Here is a 24,934-nt window from a genome sequence, read left to right on the forward strand (position 1 = left end):
ATGTTCGAATCATCCTCAAACCTGATTTTTTCAACGGGCCTACAGGAGGTCCCTGTTCTGCCATTAAATAGGGTGTCTATATTCCCGTATTTGGAAATACAAAGTTCTTCCGGTATTCCCGCTGGTTTTTCTTTGGGTGCGTAGGCTCTTAGATTTAAGAGTTGCTCAGGAGTATACGTTAGTCTTGTCATCTTATTTCTCAAAATTATTTAAAGGGAACGGGATAATACAAGAATAAAACTAAAGAGCAAGCATCGTGAATAAAGAGGGATTATTAACGAATAATCCCTTTTTTAAAGCCAGTACTTTTATTTAAACGGCTGGTCGCTAAAAGCTAATCTTTTGCAAAAATCGCTAACGGATTTTGAGGTTGTAACGACGCCTCCATGAGGGACTTCATTACGGCCTCTCTCAATTTTGGCACTACAGGTGGCTTTTTTTCTGTTATGTTTGTCGTGTCTTCCTGTTTAGGAGAAACACCAACAACATTCGGTGCCAAATCCTTATAAGCAGTCTTGGGATGATAATGAGCACCAAAAAAGCCAGCTGCTAAACGAGGTGAAATTTTATTATTGCTCATGATATTCACTTTATAACTATCATTTGATTTCATCTTAGCAAAGCTAGCTTAAGTGATTATTAAGCCGATCATTAGGCAAGAAATTTATTTTTTTCCATCCCTGAATCCTCGTGTATGTCGTGTAAACCCTTTTGATTGAACAAAAAGACATCATATGTTTGATTTTTTGTCTATAGTTAGAACATAAGATAACCAAGGATGGATAATTATGTTTGATCTACTCCCGGTTGCTGGCGGTTTGCTCAGCCAAAAAAGAAAACAAATTAATGAACTCAATACCATTTTAAAAAAAATGAATCGTTGTGAAGTCTATAACCCTGAACGTCTGCAACATTACCTCGATAAATTGATTGCTTTTCATAAAAAAACCTTTGTAAAAAAAGAAGCCGAACAACCCATTCGAACCTGGTTTGCCGACCATCCGCTGTTTAGGACACAAAGGCAAGTTGAACAAATTATTAATAAGCACCGGTTACGATTGGAAGTAGTGAACCTTTTCCAGCAAATTAATCTGGTTTCACTTTACAGAGAGTATGAAGGCAAGGACAGTTTTAAAACCTTAATTAAAGCCCGTATTACCGCTATCAACCCGCATTATAAAGTAGCCTCTCTGGGTGGCGGCAATAACCCACTTGTTAGAATCTCCCTGGCAAAAGAACAGCATTGTGTTGTCCGCTTTTTAAGATTGAACAGCAGCGAGGATGCCGCAGGGATTTCACCCAGAATAGCGCGGGAACGTATCGCGGGCATGAAACAGATCCCTCAACCTTATTTTCTCAGTCAGCTCGAAGACGACCGTCACGAAGTAACTTATCTGGAATGTAGTGAGTATTATGAACACGGTAGCCTTGAAAGGCTTTTTGATGAATTACACCAACAAGGAAACGACGAAACAGCAATCGATTTGAACCCATTAATTCTTTTGTATGCACGCCAGTTCCTGGCGTTCTTTATAGAATTAAACCAACATGATGTTTGGTATACGGATCTGAAACCCAGCAATGTTCTATTGAATCAGGATGGCGACATTATTATTAGTGATGTCAAAGGTCTTGTCATCTCATCTACAAAAATGGTCCGCAGTTCCCAAACGAGCACGTCTGCCGCTTATTACCAATCCTCTGTTTATAAAGACAATGAAATGAATCTGGAGCGATTGCAACGGCAAACTCTGGCGAATACCTTGTATGAGCTAGCCTGTGATAAATTGCCAGTTCCCAAAATCACCCATCATCCTAACTGGAGAAACAAATATGATTTTGAGCAGGCTTGCTTTCAATCAGAGGAAGGCCAGTTCATTAAAACTATGATTCTTGAGCTCAACAAACGTCGTTCCAAGCCTTTAAGTTATTTCTTAAATAGCCTTGATACCTTTACCAAGGCCAAAGAACAACAATCTCAAGCGTTGCACGAAGAAGGGCATCCCCATGTAGGATTAGATGACTCCCGTTCTTCTTTTACATTCTGAGGCGAAGGTATCGTCCCATTTATTTGAATAATAAAAAGAGTGCCCGGCTGCTATTATTATGAAAATATCTAATCCAAACACGGTTTTAAATACTGAAGCCATCTTGGGCGAAAGCCCTCTATGGTCTGTAGAAGAAGGGGTTCTGTACTGGCTTGATTGCCTTCGACCAGCGATTTATCGTTTCAATCCACTGACGGGTGAGAATCGTGCCATTGTTTTAGACCAGATAGTCACCAGTGTTGCCTTGCATTCGCCTGACTACTTACTGGTTACTGTTGAACAGGGATATGCCTTCGTCAATTTAAAAACAGGGCAATTAGACCTTATTGCCGATCCTTATGCCAAAAAAGCGGTGATTTTTAACGATGGGAAATGTGATCGCAAAGGACGTTTTTGGTCGGGTACGGCAGCCAAAGATTGGCAGTCACCGATTGGTATTCTCTTTCAATTAACCGCGGACTTATCGTTTAAACCGATGGCCGAGGGGTTTATCTTATCGAATGGTATTGGCTTTAGTCCTGATAACAAACATTTGTATTTTGCCGATTCAATGGTTCACACGATTTATCGTTTTGACTTTGACTTGCAAAACGGAACAATCACTAACAAAGAACACTTTATCGCTATACCTGATAATGACGGGTTACCAGATGGTCTAACCGTTGATGCGGATGGATTTTTATGGGTTGCCATGTGGGATGGCAGTTGTATTAATCGTTACAGCCCACTGGGGGAAAAAGTCAGCTCCATCCCATTACCGATTCCACGGCCCACCAGTGTGGCCTTTGGTGATTACGATCTTTCCACTCTCTATGTTACCTCTGCTCGCATGGGTTTAAGTAATGAACAGTTACAACAAAATCCTGCATCAGGCAATTTATTTGCAATCAAAACACCTTATCGCGGTTTACCTGAGCCTTTTTTCAAAACAAATCCCTCAAGATAACACCCTGTAAGATGAGAAAATTTAATCTGGTTGGATTTCCCTGGCCTTCGCCTCTACCATCCTTTTGAGCCGCGATGCGTCTTGGGGTGCATTCGCTTTTTCATCATTATCAAAATAACAATAAACTGCTTTTCCATCGTTTTGCCAATGGATAATTTTCTCGGCACATTCAGCTAATTTGTAATCGTCATAGGCCCCTTTATATGCCTCTATCTCTGGACCATGCATGCGGATATAGATAAAGGAAGCCGTCACAATTTCCGGGGTTTGATAATTTTTATGATCATAGAAGCAAAGTGCCATTTGATGCGCATTAAGTAAGTCATACAGTTCTGGGCAAAACCAACTTTTATGGCGAAACTCAAAGGTGTAGAGGTATTTGAGAGGCAAGCTTTCTATAAACTCTTGTAGCCGAGGGATGTTTAAAGGCCAGTAAGGAGGAAATTGAAATAAAATTGGACCTAGTTTTTCTTCAAAATGGCTAAACGCGTTTAATAGTTTTTCAACAGTCTCATTCGTTTCTTGTAATCGTTTTATATGGGTAATATAGCGATTAGCCTTGCAGGAAAAAACAAAATTTTCAGGCGTTAATTCTAACCAGGTTTTTATATTTTTCTCTTTTGGTATTTGATAAAAGCTATTATTAAGCTCGACAGAATCAAAGGTCGTCGCATAATAAGGCAAGACCTCTTTAGGCTTGATCTTTTCTGGATAAAAGATACCAATCCAACCATCAAAACTCCAACCAGAGGTTCCTATATAGACATGGTTCTGCTGCACAAGACTTCCCTATCGCTATGGCTGTTATATTTACTATAGCCAAAGACCTCAAAGAGAGCACTCACAATGGTCATCCCTTTTTAAACTTGCACCCGGACTCCCTTTGCCTGTAATCCGGGTACACCGTGAGGTATTAGACTAAATTATTTGGCCACTCCCTCTATAAGCCGGATCCTCACCCTCCATACAAGCAGACACCCAGGTAGTCCCAAGGCGGGTAATGACTTCAATTCCCTGGACCAGGGCATTAATCGGCGTCATGATTGCCAGAGAAAGAGTTAAGGATAAATCGACACTCGTATCACGGAAACACTCCTGAGCATGGAGAGGCCTGGCTATAATCACATTGGCAATACAATTTAGGGCATTTTCTACTGCTCGCAAAGCGTGATGCAGTGAATGAAATCCCGTTTCAATTGGCATACCTGCTGTATAAAATACGCCCCCAAGAAAGTTGCCTACATCTTTATAGCTATTAAAGAATCGATTCATAAAATATTTTGACGACGGGAGAAGATGCTCCACTTCACCTGCGTCAGTAGCAAATTTTTTAAACCAATTCTTTTTGGATAAGTCGTCTGTGATTTCTTTTCCTGCAATCCAGCAAGACGCTATATTAAACATGAATTCCATTGCTGAGCAGAGCAGGTTAATAGGTGCCATTACTCCCATAAGAAGCCCTAATGAAACTTCTACGCTTAGATCCGACAAGGCATCACTGGCAGCCATCGGTTTGCAAATAACTAAATTGCCCACCGTACGCAGAACAGACCAGATGGCCCTTACTGCATAAAAACAGGCCGCCAAACCATTTGCGATGGGTAAATAAGCAGGTTTTGCTAAACCCAACCAAAATTCCCCAGGGTTTTTGTAAGAGGTAACCTTGGAATTCGGTAAAAGTCCCAGCTGTTCTAATGACGCCATCTCTCCACTGAAAGAAGTCATTTCTTCTCCTTGATCTGTTCTTTATTTAATTCGCGCCAAGCATACACCAGTGGGCAACTTGCAGGCAATTCGCTTATTTACTTTTCTTGTTATTTACAACCTATACCCATTAGGTGAGATTCTGGCGCATATTCCACTGAAGAGTGCAGCAGGGATTTTTCCTCTTTTTATTCAGAAAATATTTTACAAAACGTATTAATTAAGTACCATTATTGCCCCGCAAACTCTAGAGTAAATCCGACAATGGGTATTAGAAAAGTTCTTATTCTTGCTAACGGAACCGTTTCAGTAACCCAAAAGCAATCGGTTAGAGACGGATTTTTCGGCTTTTTTAATTTCCGCAACGCGGCTACCTGGTTAATGTTTGATCCAGGTAATTTTATTAACCAATTAGCTGAACAGTGCAAAGAGGAACATCGACTTGTTCTTGATGGCCCAGGTACCGATGTGACTAATGACAAGGGCTCGCTAATAAAATCGGTCAGTGCTTTAATCGACGGGCATATAGGTGATAGCGGCATTAATGCTAATTTTGAAAAAATTAAGCGCTTTTTAAAAAAACAGTCTGATGAAGCCGCTATGGCAGGCGATAGCTTGATCGTTTGCGGGGTAGGTTGGAGTCGTGGTGCATTCCTTCTGCTTCAAATGAAGGAATGGCTTGAAGGAAAAGCAGTAAAAAAAGACATCAACATCGAGGCAGTTTACCTCCATTATATTGACTCGGTAGCAGGGGGGCCTACCGACCGATTACGATACCTTAAAGTCCCATCCTATCGCCCCAAAGCACCGATGCATTTAGGGGTACACAGTTATTTATCAAACACGGGTAATCTTAACCTTTGGGCCTATATCCTGCGATATCTTCCTGAAGAATACCGGGTAAACACGCCTTTTTTTAGTGGCGTTCTCGACAAGACTGAAAATACAATCCATTCCGTCTCTGGAGTAGACTATAAGCATCATTCGGCAAGCTGGTTATTTCCTGCTTCTCATGAAGCACTGGTAGGGAAATCAAGCAATAAAATTGAGCGATGGGCTGGCGATCTTGTTTTGGCTAATATTGTGCGCCACTTGGTGGATCTTTCCTTTACCCTGGATGATCAATGGGCAAAGAAAATACTTAAGAGAGGGAAAACAGCGTTAGAGCAGTTACGTCAATGCAATCCTGCTCTTACAAGCTGCAGAAAATACCTGGATTTCGAACAGCCCGAAACAACTCTTTTGGGCAGAGAGCTGACCGAAAGAGACAACATTGACTCCTGTCTCAGCATGAGGGATTTTACTTTGTAAATAAGGTGTTGGGCACGATTTGCTCGATCCATCCACGGACATGGCTTATTCGTGGAAACCACGATTTGTCACCATAGGCAGCATTTCCACTACCATTTGAATTAATCCCTACAATGGCCCAACCATTTTCAGTTCTAATCCACGCAGGGCCACCACTATCTCCCGAACCAAGAATACCTGAAAGCGCAGAAACTGGTTTAGTAATACCCTCCTCCGTAAATGGATTAGACAGCGAACCATCTTCTTTAGGTAACCAAATCCCTATGTAATTGCCGGCATCCCCTTTTTTAGGTACCGGTTCAACAGCCTCCTCAACAGATTCAATTAATCCCTTAGCTGCGGCTGGACGATCACCGGTGTCAATTGAAGTATCCTGCCCCTTTTTACCAGCCCCACGCCAACCATAACCAATAAAGGTTAACATCTTTCCTTTTTCATGATTTCCCCCATACAGAACGGGCTGAGCCCCGCCATCTGTCACCTTCTCTTTCAAACGTACGATGGCAAAATCATAGCCAGTCCGAGTCGTAAGATTTCCATTCCATAAAGGATGAAAGAAAACCGCCTCACCCTGATATTCTGTTCCATCAATAGTCTGGTACGTGTAATAAGACGCCTTGATCCCATCTGTAAATAAATGACCTGCCGTTAAGACATACCCATGTCCCTTATAGTTACCAATCCACGATCCAGAACCCGAGCTTTCGTCACCCTCAAGGTAGATTAAGGACGCAAATTGCGGCTCTAAGGCCAGAGACTCCGCTTTCTTAAAACCCGATTTTTGATAGGTACTCTCCAGGATAATGACCGACCAGGCAGGTGTTGTTACCAGGATGGCGACGCTACTAACGAATGCCGCATAAAATCGCAAAAAGGATTTCATGATTATCTCCGTCTTGGTCTCAGCAATGGAATTGTCAGGGATTTTTTCTTTTCACGCATGAGGTATCGCTTCTCTTGATCAAGCACTCCATAGTTTTAATATAGAACACAAAGATTAACTATTAACTCAAAATTATTTGATATTATGCTAGATACTTAATAGAACGAGACTACTATGCCGGTAACACGCTATATTTTTATTCCAGAATTAACAACCTTTTATGATGACAGAGACTATCCTCAAAAAATTGCAACCGCTATAAAAAAGGCGATTACTCAGAAGTATTTTAAAGCCCACTCAACACGCCAGGAAGCCAGTGATCCTAAAGACTCCCTATTTAGAAGCCGCTTTCCAATGGGGGGTATTCTCGAACTGCAGGGAAATGATGAGAGTGAATTAAGCCCTGATTATATCTCCCGCCGCTGTACAGATATTTTGGCCTTATCATCCGACGAACAAAGAACGAAACAACTGTCGGCCTTTATAAAAAAAGTACATGTTAAAGGGTTCACCCTTCCGTTTGCTGAATTAGATCTAAAAGAACGCGAAGCGGCCCAACGCCAGTCCTTTGATTTTAATCCTATCGAGGATTCAGCATTACAACTCACACAACCGCCGTTACTGTATTTAAAAAAAATCCGACCGGAACTCCTTTTTTTGTTATTCACCGATCATCAATTTTTTCTCAACTTTGAAAACTGGCGTCACTATAATGCCAGAGAACCGAAAGGGAGAGGCTGTGTGTATGATTTATTTCATGCAACAACAACTCTCTGTGAGCGTTTAATGACACCGTCAAAAGCAACCCTCACTATGGAAGAAATACAAACATTGCATAAGCAATTAAGCGAGAGTGTTTTTGCTAACTCAAAAGAGGATAAACGCGGGATTTTCAGGGAAAGTTGTAATTCCTTTCCTCTGCACTATGATGCAGTAACCATTGCCGGTATTAAGGAGTTATTGCAGCGAATCAAATCCGATAAACAAGCGGAAGGATTTAGAATTGGCTACTTTAAGAAAAGCCTGATTGTGTCAAGCTTTTGTAACAACATGTCTATCCTTATCAGGCAAGAAGAACCCTGGAAAAAATTTCCCATAGACGAAGAGGATGTATTAACGTCGGAACGCTTAAAAGAATTAGAAGAATTCGAAAGATTGGAGTTAGAACGACTAGAAGCATTGGCAATTAACGAAACGGCTAAATCAAAAAACATTCCACTAGAGGATGTAAGAGCCATTATCAAGCCCTTCTTGCAAGATTTTACTCCCCACAAGCGAGTAGTAAAGTCCCATTACTGGCCTAACCTTAGTTATTATTATTCTGATTTATCAACTAATTATCGTCATTCCTCGCCCAAAGCAGAGTATCAGTATGATCTTGGTGTGGCCAGATCCCATGCACTGGCAAGCGCGGGAAATGTGACGCCCCCAGCGGTTAATATCCAAGACTTCACTGAACAGGAACTTGAGGATTTAGCGAAAAAAATTTATAAAGAGATTCAGGGTGGAGCAAACATCCACCTTTTTACTCCCGAACCCACTCTGGCGCTTAAATGGGCTCAAGAAGCATTACAGAAATATAATCGTACTATTCCACATACCCAAAACGCAGAGGAAGCGATACAAATCATTGATGATTTAGTGCATGAATTGGAGATCTTACATCTGTTCTATGATGTTAATTGCCGAACCAATTATTTATTGATGAATTTTTTATTTTTAAGACGGTCCATTAAATGGGCTACCGAGTTTAATCCCAATCGTCTGGATGCCCATAGCAGCAAAGAGCGTGTGCTACAGCATAAACAAGCTATTTTACGCACCGATTACCTCATCGCGAATCAAGAGCAACTAGCTCAATATAATGAGCGGCTTGACCTTATTTACTTCGCTAACCTCCGTCATTTGCAAACGGTGCAATATACCCCCACCGAGTTAAGTGCAATCCAAGTCGACGCGCAATATGCAGAGATCGCACAACCGCTCATCGATAAACTGGCCGAATTCGAGACGCTTTTTCAAGCAACCCTGAATACCCTACTAAAAAAATATGATTTACCCCAAACCGCTGTTACACCCCAATTTTTTCCGGTGCCGCCAGAATATATGCCGTTCGTCAAAGCATTAAAACAATTGCAATCAGACTATAACATCAACGATTTCTTTACACGTGTTGCCGATCTTGAATTGGTGGTAGAAATTCGTGAAGACCTAAAGAGACTGCAAACTCTGACAGGCTATAACGCACAGTCACTATTAGCCGAAATACCGACTGTAGAGTACAGCTAGAAACGAGTTAAAATTGCGCGGCAAACTGTCCTTGGCAACACCAGTTGGATAAAGTTATGATCTTCCATCGATCCTATACGGGCTAATTTCATTATGGCAACAGTGAAACCTATTAATCTAAAGCAATATCTAAAAAAAATACAGGTTGCTGCCCCTGAGTTCTCTGATGCGTTAATAGAAGACAGTATTAACTTTTTGCGCAAGATTTATTTTGCGCATGTGACCACGTTTCCCTATTCTAATTTTGAGCTGCGAAAAATCGCTCGCCAGCATCCCATTCAGCGCGATTCATTATCTTTTTTCAGCTATAAAGAGATGCTTTCCTCTCAACATGATGGCTACTGTTTTCAAACGGCCGCTTTACTATTTGATGCCCTGACTCAGTTGGGGTATAAAACAGAACTCTGTGCTGCACATGTCCTTCTGGGCGCGGCGATTAATGACTCAGAGGTATTAGCACGACCACCCACCCATCTTTTTCTAATCGTTACCATCAACCAGGTAAAATTTCTCCTTGACCCAGGCATGGGTTCTTCAGCCCCGCGCATGCCCATTATTATTACGGGAGAGGATGAACCCATTAATCAGGACAATGATGTATTCAAGTTTTATCGCGCTAGTGATTTATACATTCTTGAAAAAAAAACGAGTCAGGGCTGGCTCCGGTTAATGCAGACTGATTTATCGCCTATAAGTCTCCAAACCGCCAAAGTGAATTTGCTAAAACTTCAATGCCATCCATCAGCAATTCCCATCCGTGATGATAAAACGGTTATTGGAATCATTAGCGAGCAAGGACGTAAATCGTTAATTTGGGATTCTCAATCAAAGCTGTTGAAATTTTCTAAACAAGAAGGCAGCGGTTCAGTACAAAAAGTTCTGGCAAGTTTTGAAGAGGGTGTAAAACTACTGGCTGATGAATTCGATATTCATCATGTTTCTGCTGAGGATTTAAAACTGCATTGCACAGAAACTGTCTTGCCAAAACCTATCAGACCCTGGACTGTTAATTTCCCGTTGGATGCAGCTGAGTTAAAGACAATGGAAGACAATTTAACTTTTAAATTATAAGTTATTTTTTCCTTCCAATCGTTTGGCAAATCGAAGGCTGTCTTAAAAAGACAGCCCTTCTTGCCTGGCTAGGAGATTCTCCAGACAATATGGCCTGGAGAATTGGCCAGCGCGCTACCTGCGGTTTTCGTGTAGGAAAGACTCAGCGTACTAGAGTCATAAGGCATCCCCCCTATATCGCCTGCACCAGTCCAGAAGCTGCAGTAGTTTTGCCCTGAATAAAATTTGACAGTTTCATTGCCACAGGTATACGCGAGTGTAATACCTACACCAATACTATCCTGGCTTCCATAAAAAAAGCTTGTGGACGTTTTAGCGGGGATAGTAGTGGGAATTGAACCCTCTGAAAAAAGGCCATAGTGAATGATATAATTTTTTAATATACAGTTGTGGTTGGAATCATTCTGTATACTGATCCCCATTTCTGAACAATCTGCAAACAACCCCGTGGAGGCAAATAACAGGCTTGTCGCAACTAGTAATCGTTTCATCATCTTCCCTTAATTATAATTTTTATTAAAAATCGCCCTATCCTACACGAAGGGAGATAAATGCAGCAAGCTAGTTAATAATTATCCATCATCCTTGTAATCCTCTCCTAATCATTGCAGAATGAAAATTCTCGTTATCTTTTAAAAAGATATCACCAAATGACCTGGTGACACTCATGCTAGCGAAACGATCAAAAAGAAAGGAATTAATCGATCTTGGCCATGACTTTTACTCTCAAAAAGAGTATGAACAATGCTTAAAAATATTGTTTAGAATAAATAAATTACTCGGTTCGTTTAAACAGGTAGTCAAATTACTCAAGCGTTTTCCTAAAGAGTCTGTTTTAGTAGATGTTGGTTGTGGCGGCGGCCTGTTCTTGCTTCATCTCAATCACTATTATCCTGACATGCGTATGTTGGGTTTAGACACCTCGGCCGAAGCAATCAAATTAGCGCAAAACGAATTAAAACAATGGCAACAGAGAAAGCGTCACATTGGCAGTCATCTTGAATTTCAACTCCAGCACCAGGCCGAATTGACCTTAGAACAAGACAGTGTCGACATCATTTTATTAACCTTGGTTTGCCATCATTTGGATGATGAGGAACTCATTGAATTTCTCATCAAAGCAAGCAACGCTACACGTAAGGCAGTTATCATTAATGATCTTCATAGGCATTCCATCGCCTATTATTTTTATAAACTGCTCAGCCCTTTATTCGGTAATCGCTTGATTACTCTGGACGGACTCACCTCTATTCAGAAAGGGTTTACCCGCAAGGAATTGAAGCATTTATTGCAGCAGGCAAATCTTCATAATTATCAAATTAAATGGCATTTCCCTTTTAGGTGGAGCATTCTCATTTTGAAAAATAATGGATGAAATCGATGAAGTTAGATGCACTTATTATTGGAGGGGGCCCTGCCGGTGCAACAACCGCATTATTACTTGCTAAAGCAGGCTGGTCAGTAGGTCTAATAGAAAAAAAACGCTTCCCGCGCAGAAAAGTGTGTGGTGAATTTTTATCGGCGACGAATTTACCTCTTTTGCAGAAATTGGGAATGGCGGAATTTTACCTTTCCCACAGTGGCCCAGAAGTGAGGCGTGTTGGTTTATATACTGCGGATACTGTCGTAACTTCTGCCATGCCTCTTGTTGGCTCTTCAATTGCCAGAGGGGGCAGGGCTTTGGGGCGAGAACATTTGGACACCGCACTCCTTCATGAAGCCCAAGCCTATGGAGCACATATTTGGCAACCTGCAGAAGCAAAAACTCTGCAGCCTAAAGCGAATGAATTCACCTGTACTTTCAGAGACGGGAATGGAACCAAAGAACTCAGCGCGGCTGTTATTGTGATGGCGAATGGTTCCTGGGAAAAACAGGTTGGGCGACCGGATAGTAAAGACCATAAACCGTCCGACCTATTGGCATTCAAAGCCCACTTTTTAAATGCCAATTTACCTTCTGACTTAATGCCCTTACTGGCTTTTCCAGGTGGATACGGGGGCCTCGTTCACAGTGATCATCAACGAGTCACACTTTCGTGCTGTATTCGTCGTGATACCTTACATAATCTGAGATCAGACTATCCCGGTTTATCAGCGGGTGAAGCGGTCTTGCAATACCTCATGGCTCACTGCCGGGGTGTGCGAGAAACGCTTATTCAGGCAGAACGTCAAGGGAACTGGCTTGCTGCAGGCCCCATTCGCCCTGGCATTCGCCATTGTTATAAAGATCATCAATTTTTTGTGGGTAACCTGGCTGGTGAAGCACACCCGGTTGTTGCCGAAGGAATCAGTATGGCCATGCAATCTGCGTGGCTGCTTTCCCAAACCCTAATCGCCCACAAAAATGAGATTCTGACAGGCAAGGGGCTCAATAACGCTGGCGCCGACTATACCAAACAGTGGCGCAAACACTTTGTAAAACGTATCCATGCTGCTGCTGTGTTTGCCCGATTGGCAATGATGGCTCCCTGGGCTAATTCTCTCCTCTTACCTCTTGTCAAACAATTTCCAGGTATTCTAACGTTTGGTGCAAAATTAAGCGGTAAAATCCAGCAGGTTTTGCCAATTGAATAATGGAATAACATTGATCTGAAAGAGAGTAACCGTACTCCGATGAATTAAAATTAAAAGGCATGTCACACTTCGCTCTTTGGGTGTAGCTTGTGCTTTGATTGAATACCGGTCATCAAGGCGTTTGATAACCTTGAAGCTGCCTTTTTAACTTTTTACTAATCCTGCAACCTGCCTTTTCTGCATAACCGTATCTTGCGAAGAAATTATTTGTTTTTCAGGAAACCAAAAAGGCCATCCCGCAACGAATCAGAGCCTGATAGAAGAAAGACTGACGCGGTTAGAGCTATATTACAATAGATACCAGACCGAATAGAGATAGTATTTATACGATTTGCCAATAAATTATATAATTAATTAATAGGGAATAGCGCTATCTCCTGGTTTTTGACAATACCATGAGTTTGAGCGAAGGCAATAGCTAGGGATTCCAATGATTAATTATACAGGCACTTATACTGATCAATATCAATTAACGATGGCGCAGGTTTATTTTTTGAAGGGATATCAGGACCACAGCGCCATTTTTGATTATTTTTTTCGCGCACCGCCCTTTAAGGGCGGGTATGCTGTTTTTGCCGGCCTGGATGATCTGTTGGATATATTAACAACTCTTCGTTTTGATCAGGCAGATCTTGCTTTTTTGCAGCAGCAAAAAATGCACCCGGAATTCATTCATTATTTGGAAAGTTTCAAATTTAATGGCAGCGTTTATTCCTCTCAGGAAGGCGACATTATCTTTCCGACGCGGCCTGTTCTGACTATTGAAGCGCCCATCATTGAGGCGCAGCTTATTGAAACGCTTTTACTTAATATACTTAATTTTCAATCCCTGATAGCAACAAAAGCCAGTCGTATAAGGCAGGCAGCAGGAAAGCGGCAACTCATTGATTTTGGTTTGCGTAGAGCCCAAGGTCCTGGCGGCTATTATGCCAGTCGTGCCGCTATAATCGGTGGATTTGATGCTTCCAGTAATGTACGTGCCGGACGTGACTACCATCTTCCCGTTGCAGGGACAATGGCTCATTCCTTTATCCAAAGTTATGACAATGAATTATCAGCTTTCCGCGAATTTTCCGAGATTTGGCCGGATCATTGTCATTTACTCGTTGATACCTATAGTACGCTAATGAGTGGTGTACCTAACGCCATTACCCTGGCAAAAGAAATGGAAAAGCGCGGCTGCCGCTTGCAAGGAATTCGTCTAGATAGTGGTGATTTAGCCTGGCTGGCAAAAAAAGCGCGTCAAATGCTCGATGATGCCGGACTTGATTATGTTAAAATTACTGCCTCAAACCAACTGGATGAATTTATCGTCCAAAATTTACTGGATCAGGGCGCTCCTATTGATGCCTTTGGAGTCGGTACTAATCTGGCTATAGGCGCACCCGATGCCGCTTTGGATGGGGTTTACAAACTGGCGCTTGTTAACAATAAACCCTGCATCAAACTGTCTGACACCCTGGCAAAAATAACTATCCCTTATAAAAAGCAGGTATTTCGCGTATTGGAAACAGATAACACGTTCTGCGGGGATGTTATTGCGCTTGAAACAGAAAAAAAGCCGGCAATGATGTATCACCCTTTCGAACATTCAAAATCATTTTCAATTAAAGATTATAACCTGGAGCCTGTGCTGCAAAAGGTTATGGAAAAAGGTCAACGCTTATTGGCAGCCAAGCCGCTCAATGAGATAGCAAGGTACAGCCAACAACGTATCAATCAGTTGCCTCAGGAGTATAAACGATTCAGCAATCCCCATCTTTACAAAATTGGGCTTAGCGAACCATTGCATCAACTACGCAATCAATTAATTGCAGAACACAGAAGGTAGTTTTCAATGAAGACCCTGGTTATCGTGGACATGCAAAATGATTTTATCCCAGGAGGAGCAGTCGCTGTCCCGCATGGCGATTTGGTCATCCCCGTCATTAACCGGTTGTTAAACCACTTTGATCTGGTTGTCGCAACTCAGGACTGGCATCCCCCCAATCACAAGAGTTTTGCATCCAACCATCCTGGTAAAAAACCGTTTGAAAAAATCAAGTTAAATGGAATAGAGCAAATCCTTTGGCCAGATCATTGTGTCCAGGGAACCATCGGCGCTGCATTTCCGTCCCAGTTAAATACTAACCCAATTGAAGCCATTTTTCGCAAAGGCACCCATGCGGACATAGACAGTTATAGTGGATTTTATGACAGTCAACGCCAAAGAAGCTCTGGCTTGGCTGGCTATCTGCATGATAAGGGAGCTACAACACTTTATTTTTGTGGCTTATGCGCCGATGTCTGCGTCTATTTCTCCTTAAAAGATGCCCTTACAGAAGGCTTCACCTGTTATTTAATTGAAGATGCTACCCGTTCTTTTAATGAAGAGGACTTTAATAAAAATAAAAAAGAAGAGCTTTTCCATCTCGGTATCAAGATGGTAAAAAGTGATGAATTCCCACTCCAATAAACACTGATCGACAGCATTGTCATCCTACTCGACATGGAAAGATCTAAAGATAACCGACCGTAAAAGTTAAAACGCAGCTACCTGGCTGCAACTTAAAAATGAAGGCTATTGACGGATTATTCAAAAACATGACAGTATAAATTTCCAACCTCAACCTCGTTCAAGGAGTGAACATGCCATTTGCAGAAGGATCCAAAACAGCTTTTCTCGGAGACCTCAAAGCCAGGGGAATTGCCTATAAGGTAGAAACCTGGACCAACTACATGGAAAATGTTGTAAAACGTAAAGCGGTTGTTGTCCAAGTTGACAATGAAAAGCAAGTACAAGAGGTCATGCGGGCCGTTAAAAAGCAAAATGCCCAACATACTGACCATAAAATCAGTGTAAAAGGCACCGCAGGCTGGGCGGACAAAGAGCAAAGCTGGTGTTGTTTCCCTTGGGCAAAAGTACAAGAGCAACGCTACAATGAATCCTTTTCCTTCTCAGAAGGCTCCGTTGCTGATGTTATTATTCGCTTTAGTCCAAAATACCAGGGCGTAAAAAAACTGGGCGAAATGGAACATACTCCCTCTGTGGATTCAAAGAACCCGCTCGATCGTCTTCGAGTTTACGAAATTTTAGTCACCGCAGGTGTACAAATCGCTAAACTTGCGCAAAAACTTAGAGATTTTGGACTTTCTTTAAGAACAGTCAGCATGCTTTCCTGGGCGAGCGCCGTCGGTTTGGCAGGCACCGGCGGGCATGGAACTGGCCGCGATGAACCTGCTTTCAGTGGCCAGATTACTGGGTTACGAATCTGTGATCATGATGGAAATATCCGGGAAATAACGGTTGGCGATGAAGACTTTGCTATCTTGTCTGCAGCCCACTCAGGTGCATTAGGGATTGTTCTCAGCATGACGATGAAAGTCGTCGAAGCATTTAATCTGAAAGAGACCATTCAGAACTTCCCTGACGCAAAAGCAATGGGACCTCATCTAGGGAAACTCCTGGCAGAGAATCAATATTTTAGTTTAATTGGTGTTGGAGTCGGGAATCCCACCCCGCTTGATGAGTTATCTTCGCATGATAAATGGCAAATTCGTTTGTGGAATCACACCGACGAAGCGCCTACTCAACACTTAAATCCCCCTTATGCTGCTGATGCCCGTTCTTTGGCACAAGAATTAAGTGTAAGAGTCGGTGACTCTCTGCAAGAATTCCTCCTCGACTCTAAACTGATAAAACTCTTACCCTACTATTTATCGCTGGCTGCGACAACGATAACAGAAACGCGCGGAACGGATCCAATTGTTGATCATGAAAACAAAATTACCCATTATCAAACTGCTTTTCCCAAGAAAATGAGGGATACCAGTTATCTCTTACCAGTGAAAGATGAAGAAGCAGGTGACGTACTCGCTGCTGTTTTGCAAAAAATTGAAGATTTAGCAAAAGCAGCAATAGCACGCGGTGAATGCCCTGTTACTTACGCTGTTTATGCACGCTACATCAAGGGAAGCAATGGCGGATTGTCCACGACATCAACCAGCTCGGAGGATGAACATATCCTGGCAATTGATATAGTCACCCATCCCAATGCGCCGGGAATTGCCAATTTTGAGAAAGAATTGCTGGCCTATTTGTCCGAAATTGGCATTAAACCACGTTTCCACCTGGGTAAGAATTTTCCCTTCGGTATTCGAAGCTACACTGACTTTCTCAAACCTGAAGCCATTGCACAATATAAAGAAGCCCTGGTGAAATGGTATGGCAGCGAAGAAGCATTGGAAACCAGCCCTTTTATTACTCCTTACTTTGAACAAATGTTAAGCGAACAATCAGGTAAAGAGCTATTGTATTTGGCGCAGCCAGAACTGGAAGCGGCACCAGAGCATTCGCATGAAAAGTGCGCCTCCTTCCTGGAGAACTTGATTCCAGCAATAGAATTACTTCCCGTCCCTGGTAAAAACTCAAAACAACTAAAAGATGCTTTTTTAGGTCAATGCCGGGAATCTCTACGCGCATTAAAAGTAGAACAGGCAGAAGAGACCGAACAGCGGTTAGAGGACTCTCCGTCAACTGCATTGATTTAAACCATCTCGGGCCAGGGATCTGGCCCGCAATTCTTCGAGGACAAAGTGCATTAATACCCAATCTGCAATGTGATTTTTGGGCTGGCGAACAGCAGGGTCCTGAGATTGCATCCCGCAATTATGCTGCTCATTCGCACCAATCCTTTACATAAAGAAACACTATTGTTTGGCTTTGGGAGCGAATCATGTTGATGTGAAGCCGGTGTTACCTACGATGTTACGACGGATGGTGAAAAGTGTTTTGATTCATTCGTGTTGGGATATTTTTGAATTCCGGTTGCAGCCTCCGGCTTGCATTGGCTTCCACTTAGAATGCTGTACTCTTTATGCAAATGATAGAGCACCATTAGACCATAAAGGAATAATTATAAATAAAGTGTTTATATAATTGACAAATAGTAATATTAATTATAGGATCTGCCAAATTTATTTTTGGCACCATAATATGACTGTACGTGAATTAGAAATTGATTTTATCCCTAAATTAATCGACGCTCTTAGGAAAGATATTGCAACAGCTAAACATAGTGGGGAAGTTAATTTCCAGGTCTTGGACACCGCAATATCCCTGCTGGGCGATGTTGATAAATACACTAGCCTAAGTTTAGAGGGATTAATGGTAGGGATTATCAATTTTGCGGTTTGCTTGCAAACTGATAAATATGCAAATATTTATACTCCAAGCATTGGTGAAGCGGTATCTAACCAATATCGGAGTGAAATTGAAAGTTGGTTTAATATGTATCGGATGGCACGAAAAGTGGCAGGTTCCCCCTTGTCAGCGACAAAAGCGTTGGAAATCGCGATCCGTACTATTGAACAGGCCTCTAGAAGCCCTTTGTATCTCACCCCTTGTCTCCCTCACACCTTAAAGGTCTATTTTGACTATCTGCAACAACTGGATAGTACGTTTGTCCCCCCCGTAATTCCTACCGGCAGCACCTTTGCAAAATGGTCTAAGGAAGAGTTTATTAAGATGAAAGTCTACACCCCCTCTTCTTTATTGAATTTATCTTTATTTGCAGCTAAAAAAGCAGTTACAACGCATGCATTGCCTATAGATCACCTCCCTGCTGATTTACAGGAAAAATTAACGGCCTTGCCTGCTGATGCGGGTAATGAGGCTACAGACGACATTGATCCTTTTATCCCGCCGCCAGGATCTTACTGTGCGATTATTTAATTAATTCAAGTTGCAGCCCTGTCGTCGGGCCCTCTTAGCCCGACACTGCCTATACAATGCTCGACTAACCTGTTTTAAAAAACCTATTTTCTTTTTCTAAAATATTCTGCCATACCTTAGAAATAAGCAAGTAATCAATCATCGTTATGCTCACAATGCAATTAAGGTTTTATGAGGAATTAAATGATTTTCTACCCCTAAAGAAGCGTAAAATACGCTTTTCACATACTATTATTCAACCAAGCACGATTAAAGATGTCATTGAATCTCTTGGCGTTCCCCATACAGAAATCGAGTTGATTTTAGTCAATGGAAAATCGGTCGATTTTAATTACCTGGTTCACGAACACGATGATATTTCTGTTTATCCGGTTTTTGAGACCTTTGATGTCAGTGAACTTATACGGCTTCGCTCGAAACCGCTAAGAAACCCTCGGTTTATTTTGGATGTCCATCTTGGAAAACTGGCCAGGTATATGCGGTTACTTGGATTTGATGTGATTTATGAAACTGATTTATCGGATGAAATAATTGTGCAGCGTAGCAAGGAGGAGAAACGTATTGTCTTAACCCGCGATGTGGGTTTATTAAAGAATAAAGCGATTACTCATGGGCACTGGATGCATCATACGGATCCCAATGAGCAAGTAAAAGAAGTATTAAAACAATTTCATTTAACCAAGCAATGCCATCCCTTTACGCGTTGCCTGTGCTGTAATGGGCTATTAAAGAAAGTGAAGAAAAATCAAATTATTACTGATATCCCTCCCTTAACCCAAAACTATTATCAATCTTTCATGCAATGCCAGACTTGTAAAAAAATTTATTGGCAAGGCTCCCATTACCATCAATTAAAAATTTGGCTTGCTAAACAGGTATCATAACTCAATTTGCATGGACCCTATCCCAACAAGTTGCCAAAAACCTTATAAGGGACAATTAGGCTGCTGAGCCAACCAACTCTTCTTGTATTCATCGGCGTAACCATCCGCCAGACGGGTGGTTTCGGGCAGGCGATATTTGGGTGATAGCTTTAATATCCATTCCCGTGCAGTGGATAGCGAGATTTTATGGCCGCTAGAGACGTAAACTGGTTTGACTCCGTTACGCGTCCTTAAGACACAACCAATAATTGTTTTATGTTTATCGTAAAGATAAGAAAAACTCCCCCTTGATGGCCCGGGTTCCTCAGCGACTCCGCAAAGCCTGCTTTTGCCGCAGCCAATCGTTGGAATGTTATAAGCCAAGCCTAAATGACAGGCCAAGCCAAAGCCTCTTGGATGCGCGACGCCCTGACCATCGCAGACGATTAAATCTGGCAGTTGGTTTAACTTATCCAGTGCCTTGCTAATTGCTGGTACTTCGCGAAAGGATAAAAAACCTGAACAATAGGGAATAGTGATGGTAGACGTTGCTTCTTGCACCTCGCGAATTGCCAGAGAATCAGCATCGATAACGATAGCGACCGCAAACGCTTGATTCGTTGCTTTATCATAAGCGACATCAACACCAGCAACCGTTTCTATTGGTTTGTTTTGATCGTCCATACTGAGTAGGGCGGACCATTGGCGTTGATAAAGCATGGCTTGTTGGGTATTGAACTGACCTGCCAGAGTGATATCGACCGGATTAATAAAATTCATCATGTTATCAACATCAACTAGTCCGTTTTCCCCACCGCGTGTTTCATAAGCTCCGTGACCGTTTGCGGATTGGCCAAGGTAGATAAATCACCCAATTCAGCAAGTGTAGAGATTTTTTTATTAGCAATCTGGCGTAATATGCGACGCATAATTTTACCCGAGCGAGTTTTCGGTAAATCAATAACCCACTCAATAACATCGGGTTTGGCAATGGCGCCAATGGTCGTTTTGACGATGTTAAGCAGTTCCTCTTGTAGTTGGGGACTGGGCTTTTGCCCTTCTTTCAAGCTAACAAAAGCGTAAACGGCTTGCCCTTTAATCTCGTGCTCAATGCCTACCACTGCCGCTTCGGCTACCAATGGGTGGGCAACCAACGCACTTTCAATTTCAGCAGTACCGAGACGATGGCCAGCCACATTGAGGACATCATCAAGACGTCCGGTAATCCAGTAATCACCGTCACTATCTCGACGCGCACCATCACCGGTCAGGTAATAACCATCCCTTAAATAAGTCTGACAATAGCGTGCATGATCACCGGCGATGGTCCTCGCCATGGAAGGCCAGGGGTATTTGATGGCTAACAACCCTTCGCCAGCTCCTTTTATCTCCTTACCGTCTTCATCAAGTAATACGGGATAAATGCCTGGCATGGGGTGGCTAGCGGCTCCGGGTTTGGCTGCATGAAGATCGCCCTGCGGGCAAATCATGATCGCGCCGGTTTCCGTTTGCCACCAGGTATCAACGATGGGAGTATGATTTAAGCCAACAGTTTGTTGGTACCATTGCCAAACTTCAGGATTAATGGGTTCACCCACCGTACCTAATAGACGCAATGAGTTTCTACTTGTTGTCGTTAACCATTTATCACCTTCCCTTTTTAAAGCACGAATAGCAGTGGGAGCGGTATAAAAAACATTCACTCGATATTTGTCAATGATTTCCCAGCAACGGGCAGGTGACGGCCAGGTGGGGACACCAGCAAACATAAGCGTTGTAGTCCCATTGCATAAAGGGCCATAAACCACATAGCTATGCCCCGTTATCCAGCCAATGTCGGCAGTACACCAAAAAATGTCTTTATCCTTGCAGTTGAAAATATGCTGGTGACTATACGCGACTTGCACCAGATAGCCGCCAGTTGTGTGCACGACTCCTTTCGGTTTTCCCGTACTGCCCGAGGTATAAAGGATAAAGAGAGGATCTTCGGAATCCATTGATTCAGCAGGGCAAAAGTTACTAACCGTTTGCTTGAGTTCATTCCACCGGTGCTCCCGATTAGCATCAAAGGGAACAGTCGTTTCCTGATGGCTAATCAACAACATTTGCAAGGGAAGTCCTTTACTCGCTTCATCCGCTTGCTGTTTAAGGGCAAACTTTTTGCCGCCGCGCTGGTAACTATCTACCGTGATTAAGAGTTTGCAATTGGCAGCCTCTAAACGCTGTCTTAAGGCTGTTGCTGAAAAACCGGCAAATACGACTGTATGTACGGCCCCAATTCGGGCACAGGCAAGCATCGCAATTGCGGCCTCCGGGATCATGGGCAGATAAATACCAACGGTATCGCCTTTACCAACACCCAGTTTTTTAAGGACATTGGCCATCCGGGATACTTCTTGATGGAGCTCGGCAAAAGTCAGAATGCGACTTTCATTCGGGTTATCGCCTTCCCAGATAATCGCAGGATGGTTGGCTCTTGCAGGTAAATGTCGATCCAGGCAGTTGGCGCTGACATTCAGTTTGGCGCCTGTAAACCATTGCATGTCACCCTGCGTGAGGTTCCCTTTTAAAACGCTGTTCCATGGTTCCAGCCAATCAACATACTTCCGGGCTGTCTCAGCCCAAAATTGCTCTAAAGTGTCCTTTACTTCTTGCGTTGCATTTTCCATGAACTAATTAATCCTCGTCCTTATCCTGGGCAATAAGCTTGATAATGGCAGAGAAATCCATATGTCCCAGCCCTTTTTCATTCATTTTTTGATAAAGCGCCATGGCTTTAGCGCCCATAGGCGTTTCAACATTCACCATCGCGGCAGTACTTTGACTGAGCGTCAAATCTTTCAGCATCATCGCGGCAGTAAAACCGGGTTGATACGCATTATTCGCAGGAACATTGGGAAGGACATTGGGTACAGGTACATACTGACTCATTGCCCAGCATTGACCCGATGAACTATTAACAACCTCATATAATTTTTGGTGCGACAGGCCTAGATGTTCAGCTAACGTAAACGCTTCTGATATGCCAATCATTGAAATAGCCAGAACCATGTTGTTACAGATTTTGGCCGCTTGTCCGCTGCCGCCAGCACCAGTATGGATCAGTTTTTTGCCCATTGCGGATAAGATCGGTTTTGCTTTTTCAAAAGCCTGCTCTCTTCCACCGACCATAAAGGTCAAGGTTGCTGCAGAAGCGCCCGCTACACCGCCAGATACTGGGGCATCGATTACCTGAATGTGTCTTATGGTTGCGTGTTGATGGATTTCGCGACTTGTTTGTACATCAATAGAAGAGCAATCGATATACAATGCCTTAGGTGTTGTATGGGCAAAGAGCCCCTGTTCACCCAAGCAAACCTGCCGAACCTGTTTCCCGGTTTGTAGCATCGTAATAATGACGTCTTGATTTTGAGCCGCTAGTGCCAGAGAAGACGCTTTAGAGCCTCCTGCAGCGACCAAGGCATCGACTGCTTTTGCCTGCAAGTCAAAACCCGTGACGGAATGCCCCGCCTTCACTAAATTAATAGCCATAGGCAAACCCATGTGGCCTAAACCTACGAATCCAATGCGCGCCATTCTCATCTCCTAACAATTTCTTTTGTAGCCAACCTGGTTACTTTGGAAAGTTTGACTACCTCATTTCCAGCCATCTCTTAAAAGCGTATTTATCCATTTGTCGGCATCACAAAGCTGTTTTCACCAAGTTTCGTGGTAGGCCATTTACTGGTAATGGTTTTACGGCGAGTGTAAAAATTAACACTTTCTTCACCGTGCATGTTCGTATCACCAAAAGAAGAGCGTTTCCAGCCGCCAAAAGGATGGCTTGCGATTGGAACTGGAATAGGGACATTGATGCCCACCATACCAACCTGGACGCGTTGACTGTATTCGCGGGCACTAAAGCCATCACGGGTAAAAATGGCAGTGCCATTACCATATTGATGGCGGTTGACCAGCGATAAGGCTTGCTCAAAATCAGGGACTCGGGCGACTACCAGAACCGGACCAAAAATTTCATTTTGATAGATAGACATGGACTCATTAACCTGATCAAAAAGGGAGGGACCGACAAAATAACCTTCTGGATGTTCAGGGTGCTTAAAGGAGCGGCCGTCAATTAATAATTTTGCCCCTTCTTCAACACCTTTATCAATAGCAGCCAGCACACGCTGTCTATGGGCACTGCTGATCAAGGGCCCCATATCACTATTGGCTTCATCACCAGCATTAATCCGAATCGCACGAACAAGGGGTATTAACTTATCCAGAAGTTTATCAGCCGTTTGATCGCCTACGGTGACCACGACTGAAAGCGCCATACAACGCTCGCCGGCTGAACCAAAAGCAGCACCCACAATTGCATTGGCGGCCTGATCAAAATCAGCATCAGGCATCACCACACAATGGTTTTTTGCACCGCCAAACGTATGGGCCCGTTTACCATGTGCCGTGGCCGTTCGGTAAATCGCTTCGGCAACCGGGGTTGAGGCAACCGCAGTAAAGGCCGCAATATCAGGATGTGCCAATAGCTGTTCAACGGTATGTTTATCACCTTGTAAACAATTTGCCACACCGGCCGGTAAGCCTGCCTCAGTTAATAATTCAAACAAGCGAATGGTGGCCGAGGGGTCTTGTTCAGAGGGTTTTAAAATAAAGGTATTACCACAAGCAATAGCAGGGATAGTCATCCATACAGGCACCATAACGGGAAAATTAAAGGGTGAGACGCCAGCACAAACGCCTAAAGGCTGCCGTTGGGTATGGCAATCCATCTGAGTTGCCACGTCAGCGGAAAAGTCACCTTGCAATTGATTGACCAGTCCACAATTAAACTCAACCACTTCAATGGCGCGTAAAATAGAACCCTTGGCATCCTCTAAGGTTTTACCATGTTCGCGGGTCACCAGTTTAGCAATATCAGACAGATATTTTTCCAGCAGCTCTCTAAATTTAAATAAAATCCTTGCCCTTTTAACGGGAGCGGTCTCTGCCCAGGAAGGCCAGGCTTCTTTGGCAATGGCCACCGTTTTATCACAAAGCGCTTTGTCAGCAAAATAAACCTGGCCAATTGCTTCGCCATTAGCCGGATTATAAATAGTATGAGAATTTGTGGTGGTTTCGAGCAGGGATTTGCCACCGATATAATGAGGAACCGTATAAACCATTGCGAAACTCCTTCAGAATCAGGACTTACGAAAAACGCCGTTCTCTTCGTTAAAATTTGATTTTAATTCAGTCATTTAGTGAAGCTAAACTCCCTCACTAAAATCAAATTTTGCCTCGACCTCAACGCTTTTCGCAAGTCCTGCATATCACTTTAAATTAATCAGAAAAAAGACTGAGTGTCACTTGATAATGGCGCTTATCGTCACCCACATGTACGCCGCGCGTTTCTATTATTTCAAAGTAAGAATGCTGTTCCACAGCTTTTTGCAGGGCATTTTCAACTGCATCAGTGATACCTGAATCTGAATAGCCGGTGTAATCTCCTATTTTTGTCGACATCTGCATATCCCTTCAGATTGTTATGAA

At 42.9% G+C, this 24,934-nt stretch carries 22 protein-coding genes; 12 read left to right on the forward strand and 10 right to left on the reverse strand.

What is annotated here, in order from left to right:
• Window positions 1–334 precede the first annotated feature (334 nt).
• Window positions 335–580 carry a hypothetical protein gene (locus DYC89_RS13690; protein WP_147285512.1) on the reverse strand — a complete coding sequence of 82 codons (246 nt, stop codon included), beginning with the start codon at window positions 578–580 and terminating at the stop codon, window positions 335–337.
• A gap of 208 nt (window positions 581–788) precedes the next feature.
• On the opposite strand from DYC89_RS13690, the gene DYC89_RS13695 reads away from it, so the two are divergent.
• Both DYC89_RS13695 and DYC89_RS13700 read left to right on the forward strand, forming a co-directional pair.
• Complete coding sequence (locus DYC89_RS13695; protein ID WP_115222290.1) at window positions 789–2,048, forward strand: hypothetical protein; 1,260 nt, start codon at window positions 789–791, stop codon at window positions 2,046–2,048.
• Window positions 2,049–2,106: 58 nt separating this feature from the next.
• Window positions 2,107–2,994 carry an SMP-30/gluconolactonase/LRE family protein gene (locus DYC89_RS13700; protein ID WP_115222291.1) on the forward strand — a complete coding sequence of 296 codons (888 nt, stop codon included), beginning with the start codon at window positions 2,107–2,109 and terminating at the stop codon, window positions 2,992–2,994.
• A gap of 21 nt (window positions 2,995–3,015) precedes the next feature.
• On the opposite strand, the gene DYC89_RS13705 is transcribed toward DYC89_RS13700, so the two are convergent.
• Together DYC89_RS13705 and DYC89_RS13710 are read right to left on the reverse strand one after the other, a co-directional pair.
• On the reverse strand, window positions 3,016–3,774 hold the full coding sequence (locus DYC89_RS13705; protein WP_115222292.1) for a DUF72 domain-containing protein: 759 nt from the start codon (window positions 3,772–3,774) through the stop codon (window positions 3,016–3,018).
• A gap of 138 nt (window positions 3,775–3,912) precedes the next feature.
• Window positions 3,913–4,719 (reverse strand): type IV secretion protein Dot, encoded by an 807-nt coding sequence (locus DYC89_RS13710; protein WP_115222293.1) that lies wholly within the window; start codon window positions 4,717–4,719, stop codon window positions 3,913–3,915.
• A 243-nt stretch (window positions 4,720–4,962) separates the two neighbouring features.
• On the opposite strand from DYC89_RS13710, the gene DYC89_RS13715 reads away from it, so the two are divergent.
• Entirely contained in the window at window positions 4,963–6,009 is a 1,047-nt protein-coding gene (locus tag DYC89_RS13715; protein ID WP_115222294.1) for a hypothetical protein, read from the forward strand.
• Here DYC89_RS13715 and DYC89_RS13720 read toward each other — a convergent pair.
• Window positions 5,999–6,892, reverse strand: coding sequence for a trypsin-like serine protease (locus tag DYC89_RS13720; RefSeq protein WP_115222295.1), 894 nt, complete (start codon window positions 6,890–6,892; stop codon window positions 5,999–6,001). The genes DYC89_RS13715 and DYC89_RS13720 overlap by 11 nt on opposite strands.
• Window positions 6,893–7,066: 174 nt before the next feature.
• Here DYC89_RS13720 and DYC89_RS13725 point away from each other — a divergent pair, with 174 nt between their 5' ends.
• The gene (locus DYC89_RS13725) at window positions 7,067–9,181 is read left to right on the forward strand and encodes a hypothetical protein (protein ID WP_115222296.1); all 2,115 of its coding nucleotides are present in this window, start codon (window positions 7,067–7,069) and stop codon (window positions 9,179–9,181) included.
• A 93-nt stretch (window positions 9,182–9,274) separates the two neighbouring features.
• Entirely contained in the window at window positions 9,275–10,252 is a 978-nt protein-coding gene (locus DYC89_RS13730; RefSeq protein ID WP_245954006.1) for an arylamine N-acetyltransferase, read from the forward strand.
• A 68-nt stretch (window positions 10,253–10,320) separates the two neighbouring features.
• Here the strand turns inward: DYC89_RS13730 and DYC89_RS13735 are convergent, their stop codons facing one another.
• Window positions 10,321–10,743, reverse strand: coding sequence for a hypothetical protein (locus DYC89_RS13735; protein ID WP_115222297.1), 423 nt, complete (start codon window positions 10,741–10,743; stop codon window positions 10,321–10,323).
• Window positions 10,744–10,919: 176 nt separating this feature from the next.
• Between DYC89_RS13735 and DYC89_RS13740 the strand changes: the two genes are divergently transcribed.
• The 7 genes from DYC89_RS13740 to DYC89_RS13775 all read left to right on the forward strand — a co-directional run bounded on the left by DYC89_RS13740 (window position 10,920) and on the right by DYC89_RS13775 (window position 19,423).
• Window positions 10,920–11,627: a methyltransferase domain-containing protein gene (locus DYC89_RS13740; protein ID WP_115222298.1), complete on the forward strand. Its 708-nt coding sequence runs from the start codon at window positions 10,920–10,922 to the stop codon at window positions 11,625–11,627.
• 5 nt (window positions 11,628–11,632) lie between these two features.
• Window positions 11,633–12,826, forward strand: a complete 1,194-nt coding sequence (locus tag DYC89_RS13745) for an NAD(P)/FAD-dependent oxidoreductase (protein ID WP_115222299.1) — start codon at window positions 11,633–11,635, stop codon at window positions 12,824–12,826.
• Between the two features lie 430 nt (window positions 12,827–13,256).
• Window positions 13,257–14,657, forward strand: a complete 1,401-nt coding sequence (locus tag DYC89_RS13750; protein ID WP_115222300.1) for a nicotinate phosphoribosyltransferase — start codon at window positions 13,257–13,259, stop codon at window positions 14,655–14,657.
• A gap of 6 nt (window positions 14,658–14,663) precedes the next feature.
• Window positions 14,664–15,281 carry a bifunctional nicotinamidase/pyrazinamidase gene (gene pncA, locus DYC89_RS13755; protein ID WP_115222301.1) on the forward strand — a complete coding sequence of 206 codons (618 nt, stop codon included), beginning with the start codon at window positions 14,664–14,666 and terminating at the stop codon, window positions 15,279–15,281.
• Between the two features lie 173 nt (window positions 15,282–15,454).
• Window positions 15,455–17,356: an FAD-binding protein gene (locus DYC89_RS13760; protein WP_115222302.1), complete on the forward strand. Its 1,902-nt coding sequence runs from the start codon at window positions 15,455–15,457 to the stop codon at window positions 17,354–17,356.
• A 445-nt stretch (window positions 17,357–17,801) separates the two neighbouring features.
• Window positions 17,802–18,539, forward strand: a complete 738-nt coding sequence (locus tag DYC89_RS13770) for a hypothetical protein (protein ID WP_115222303.1) — start codon at window positions 17,802–17,804, stop codon at window positions 18,537–18,539.
• 155 nt (window positions 18,540–18,694) lie between these two features.
• The gene (locus tag DYC89_RS13775; RefSeq protein ID WP_245954007.1) at window positions 18,695–19,423 is read left to right on the forward strand and encodes a Mut7-C RNAse domain-containing protein; all 729 of its coding nucleotides are present in this window, start codon (window positions 18,695–18,697) and stop codon (window positions 19,421–19,423) included.
• 42 nt (window positions 19,424–19,465) lie between these two features.
• Here DYC89_RS13775 and nfi read toward each other — a convergent pair whose 3' ends face one another.
• The 5 genes from nfi to DYC89_RS13800 form a co-directional block, all read right to left on the reverse strand.
• Window positions 19,466–20,185, reverse strand: a complete 720-nt coding sequence (gene nfi / locus DYC89_RS13780) for a deoxyribonuclease V (RefSeq protein ID WP_115222305.1) — start codon at window positions 20,183–20,185, stop codon at window positions 19,466–19,468.
• Window positions 20,186–20,199: 14 nt separating this feature from the next.
• The gene (gene acs / locus DYC89_RS13785; protein ID WP_115222306.1) at window positions 20,200–22,071 is read right to left on the reverse strand and encodes an acetate--CoA ligase; all 1,872 of its coding nucleotides are present in this window, start codon (window positions 22,069–22,071) and stop codon (window positions 20,200–20,202) included.
• A 7-nt stretch (window positions 22,072–22,078) separates the two neighbouring features.
• On the reverse strand, window positions 22,079–22,978 hold the full coding sequence (gene mmsB / locus DYC89_RS13790) for a 3-hydroxyisobutyrate dehydrogenase (RefSeq protein ID WP_115222307.1): 900 nt from the start codon (window positions 22,976–22,978) through the stop codon (window positions 22,079–22,081).
• 89 nt (window positions 22,979–23,067) lie between these two features.
• Window positions 23,068–24,567, reverse strand: coding sequence for a CoA-acylating methylmalonate-semialdehyde dehydrogenase (locus DYC89_RS13795; RefSeq protein WP_115222308.1), 1,500 nt, complete (start codon window positions 24,565–24,567; stop codon window positions 23,068–23,070).
• A gap of 157 nt (window positions 24,568–24,724) precedes the next feature.
• Window positions 24,725–24,907, reverse strand: a complete 183-nt coding sequence (locus DYC89_RS13800; RefSeq protein ID WP_245954008.1) for a dodecin domain-containing protein — start codon at window positions 24,905–24,907, stop codon at window positions 24,725–24,727.
• Between the last annotated feature and the right edge of the window lie 27 nt (window positions 24,908–24,934).

It is taken from the genome of Legionella donaldsonii (assembly GCF_900452385.1).
In the GTDB taxonomy this organism is placed as follows: domain Bacteria; phylum Pseudomonadota; class Gammaproteobacteria; order Legionellales; family Legionellaceae; genus Tatlockia; species Tatlockia donaldsonii.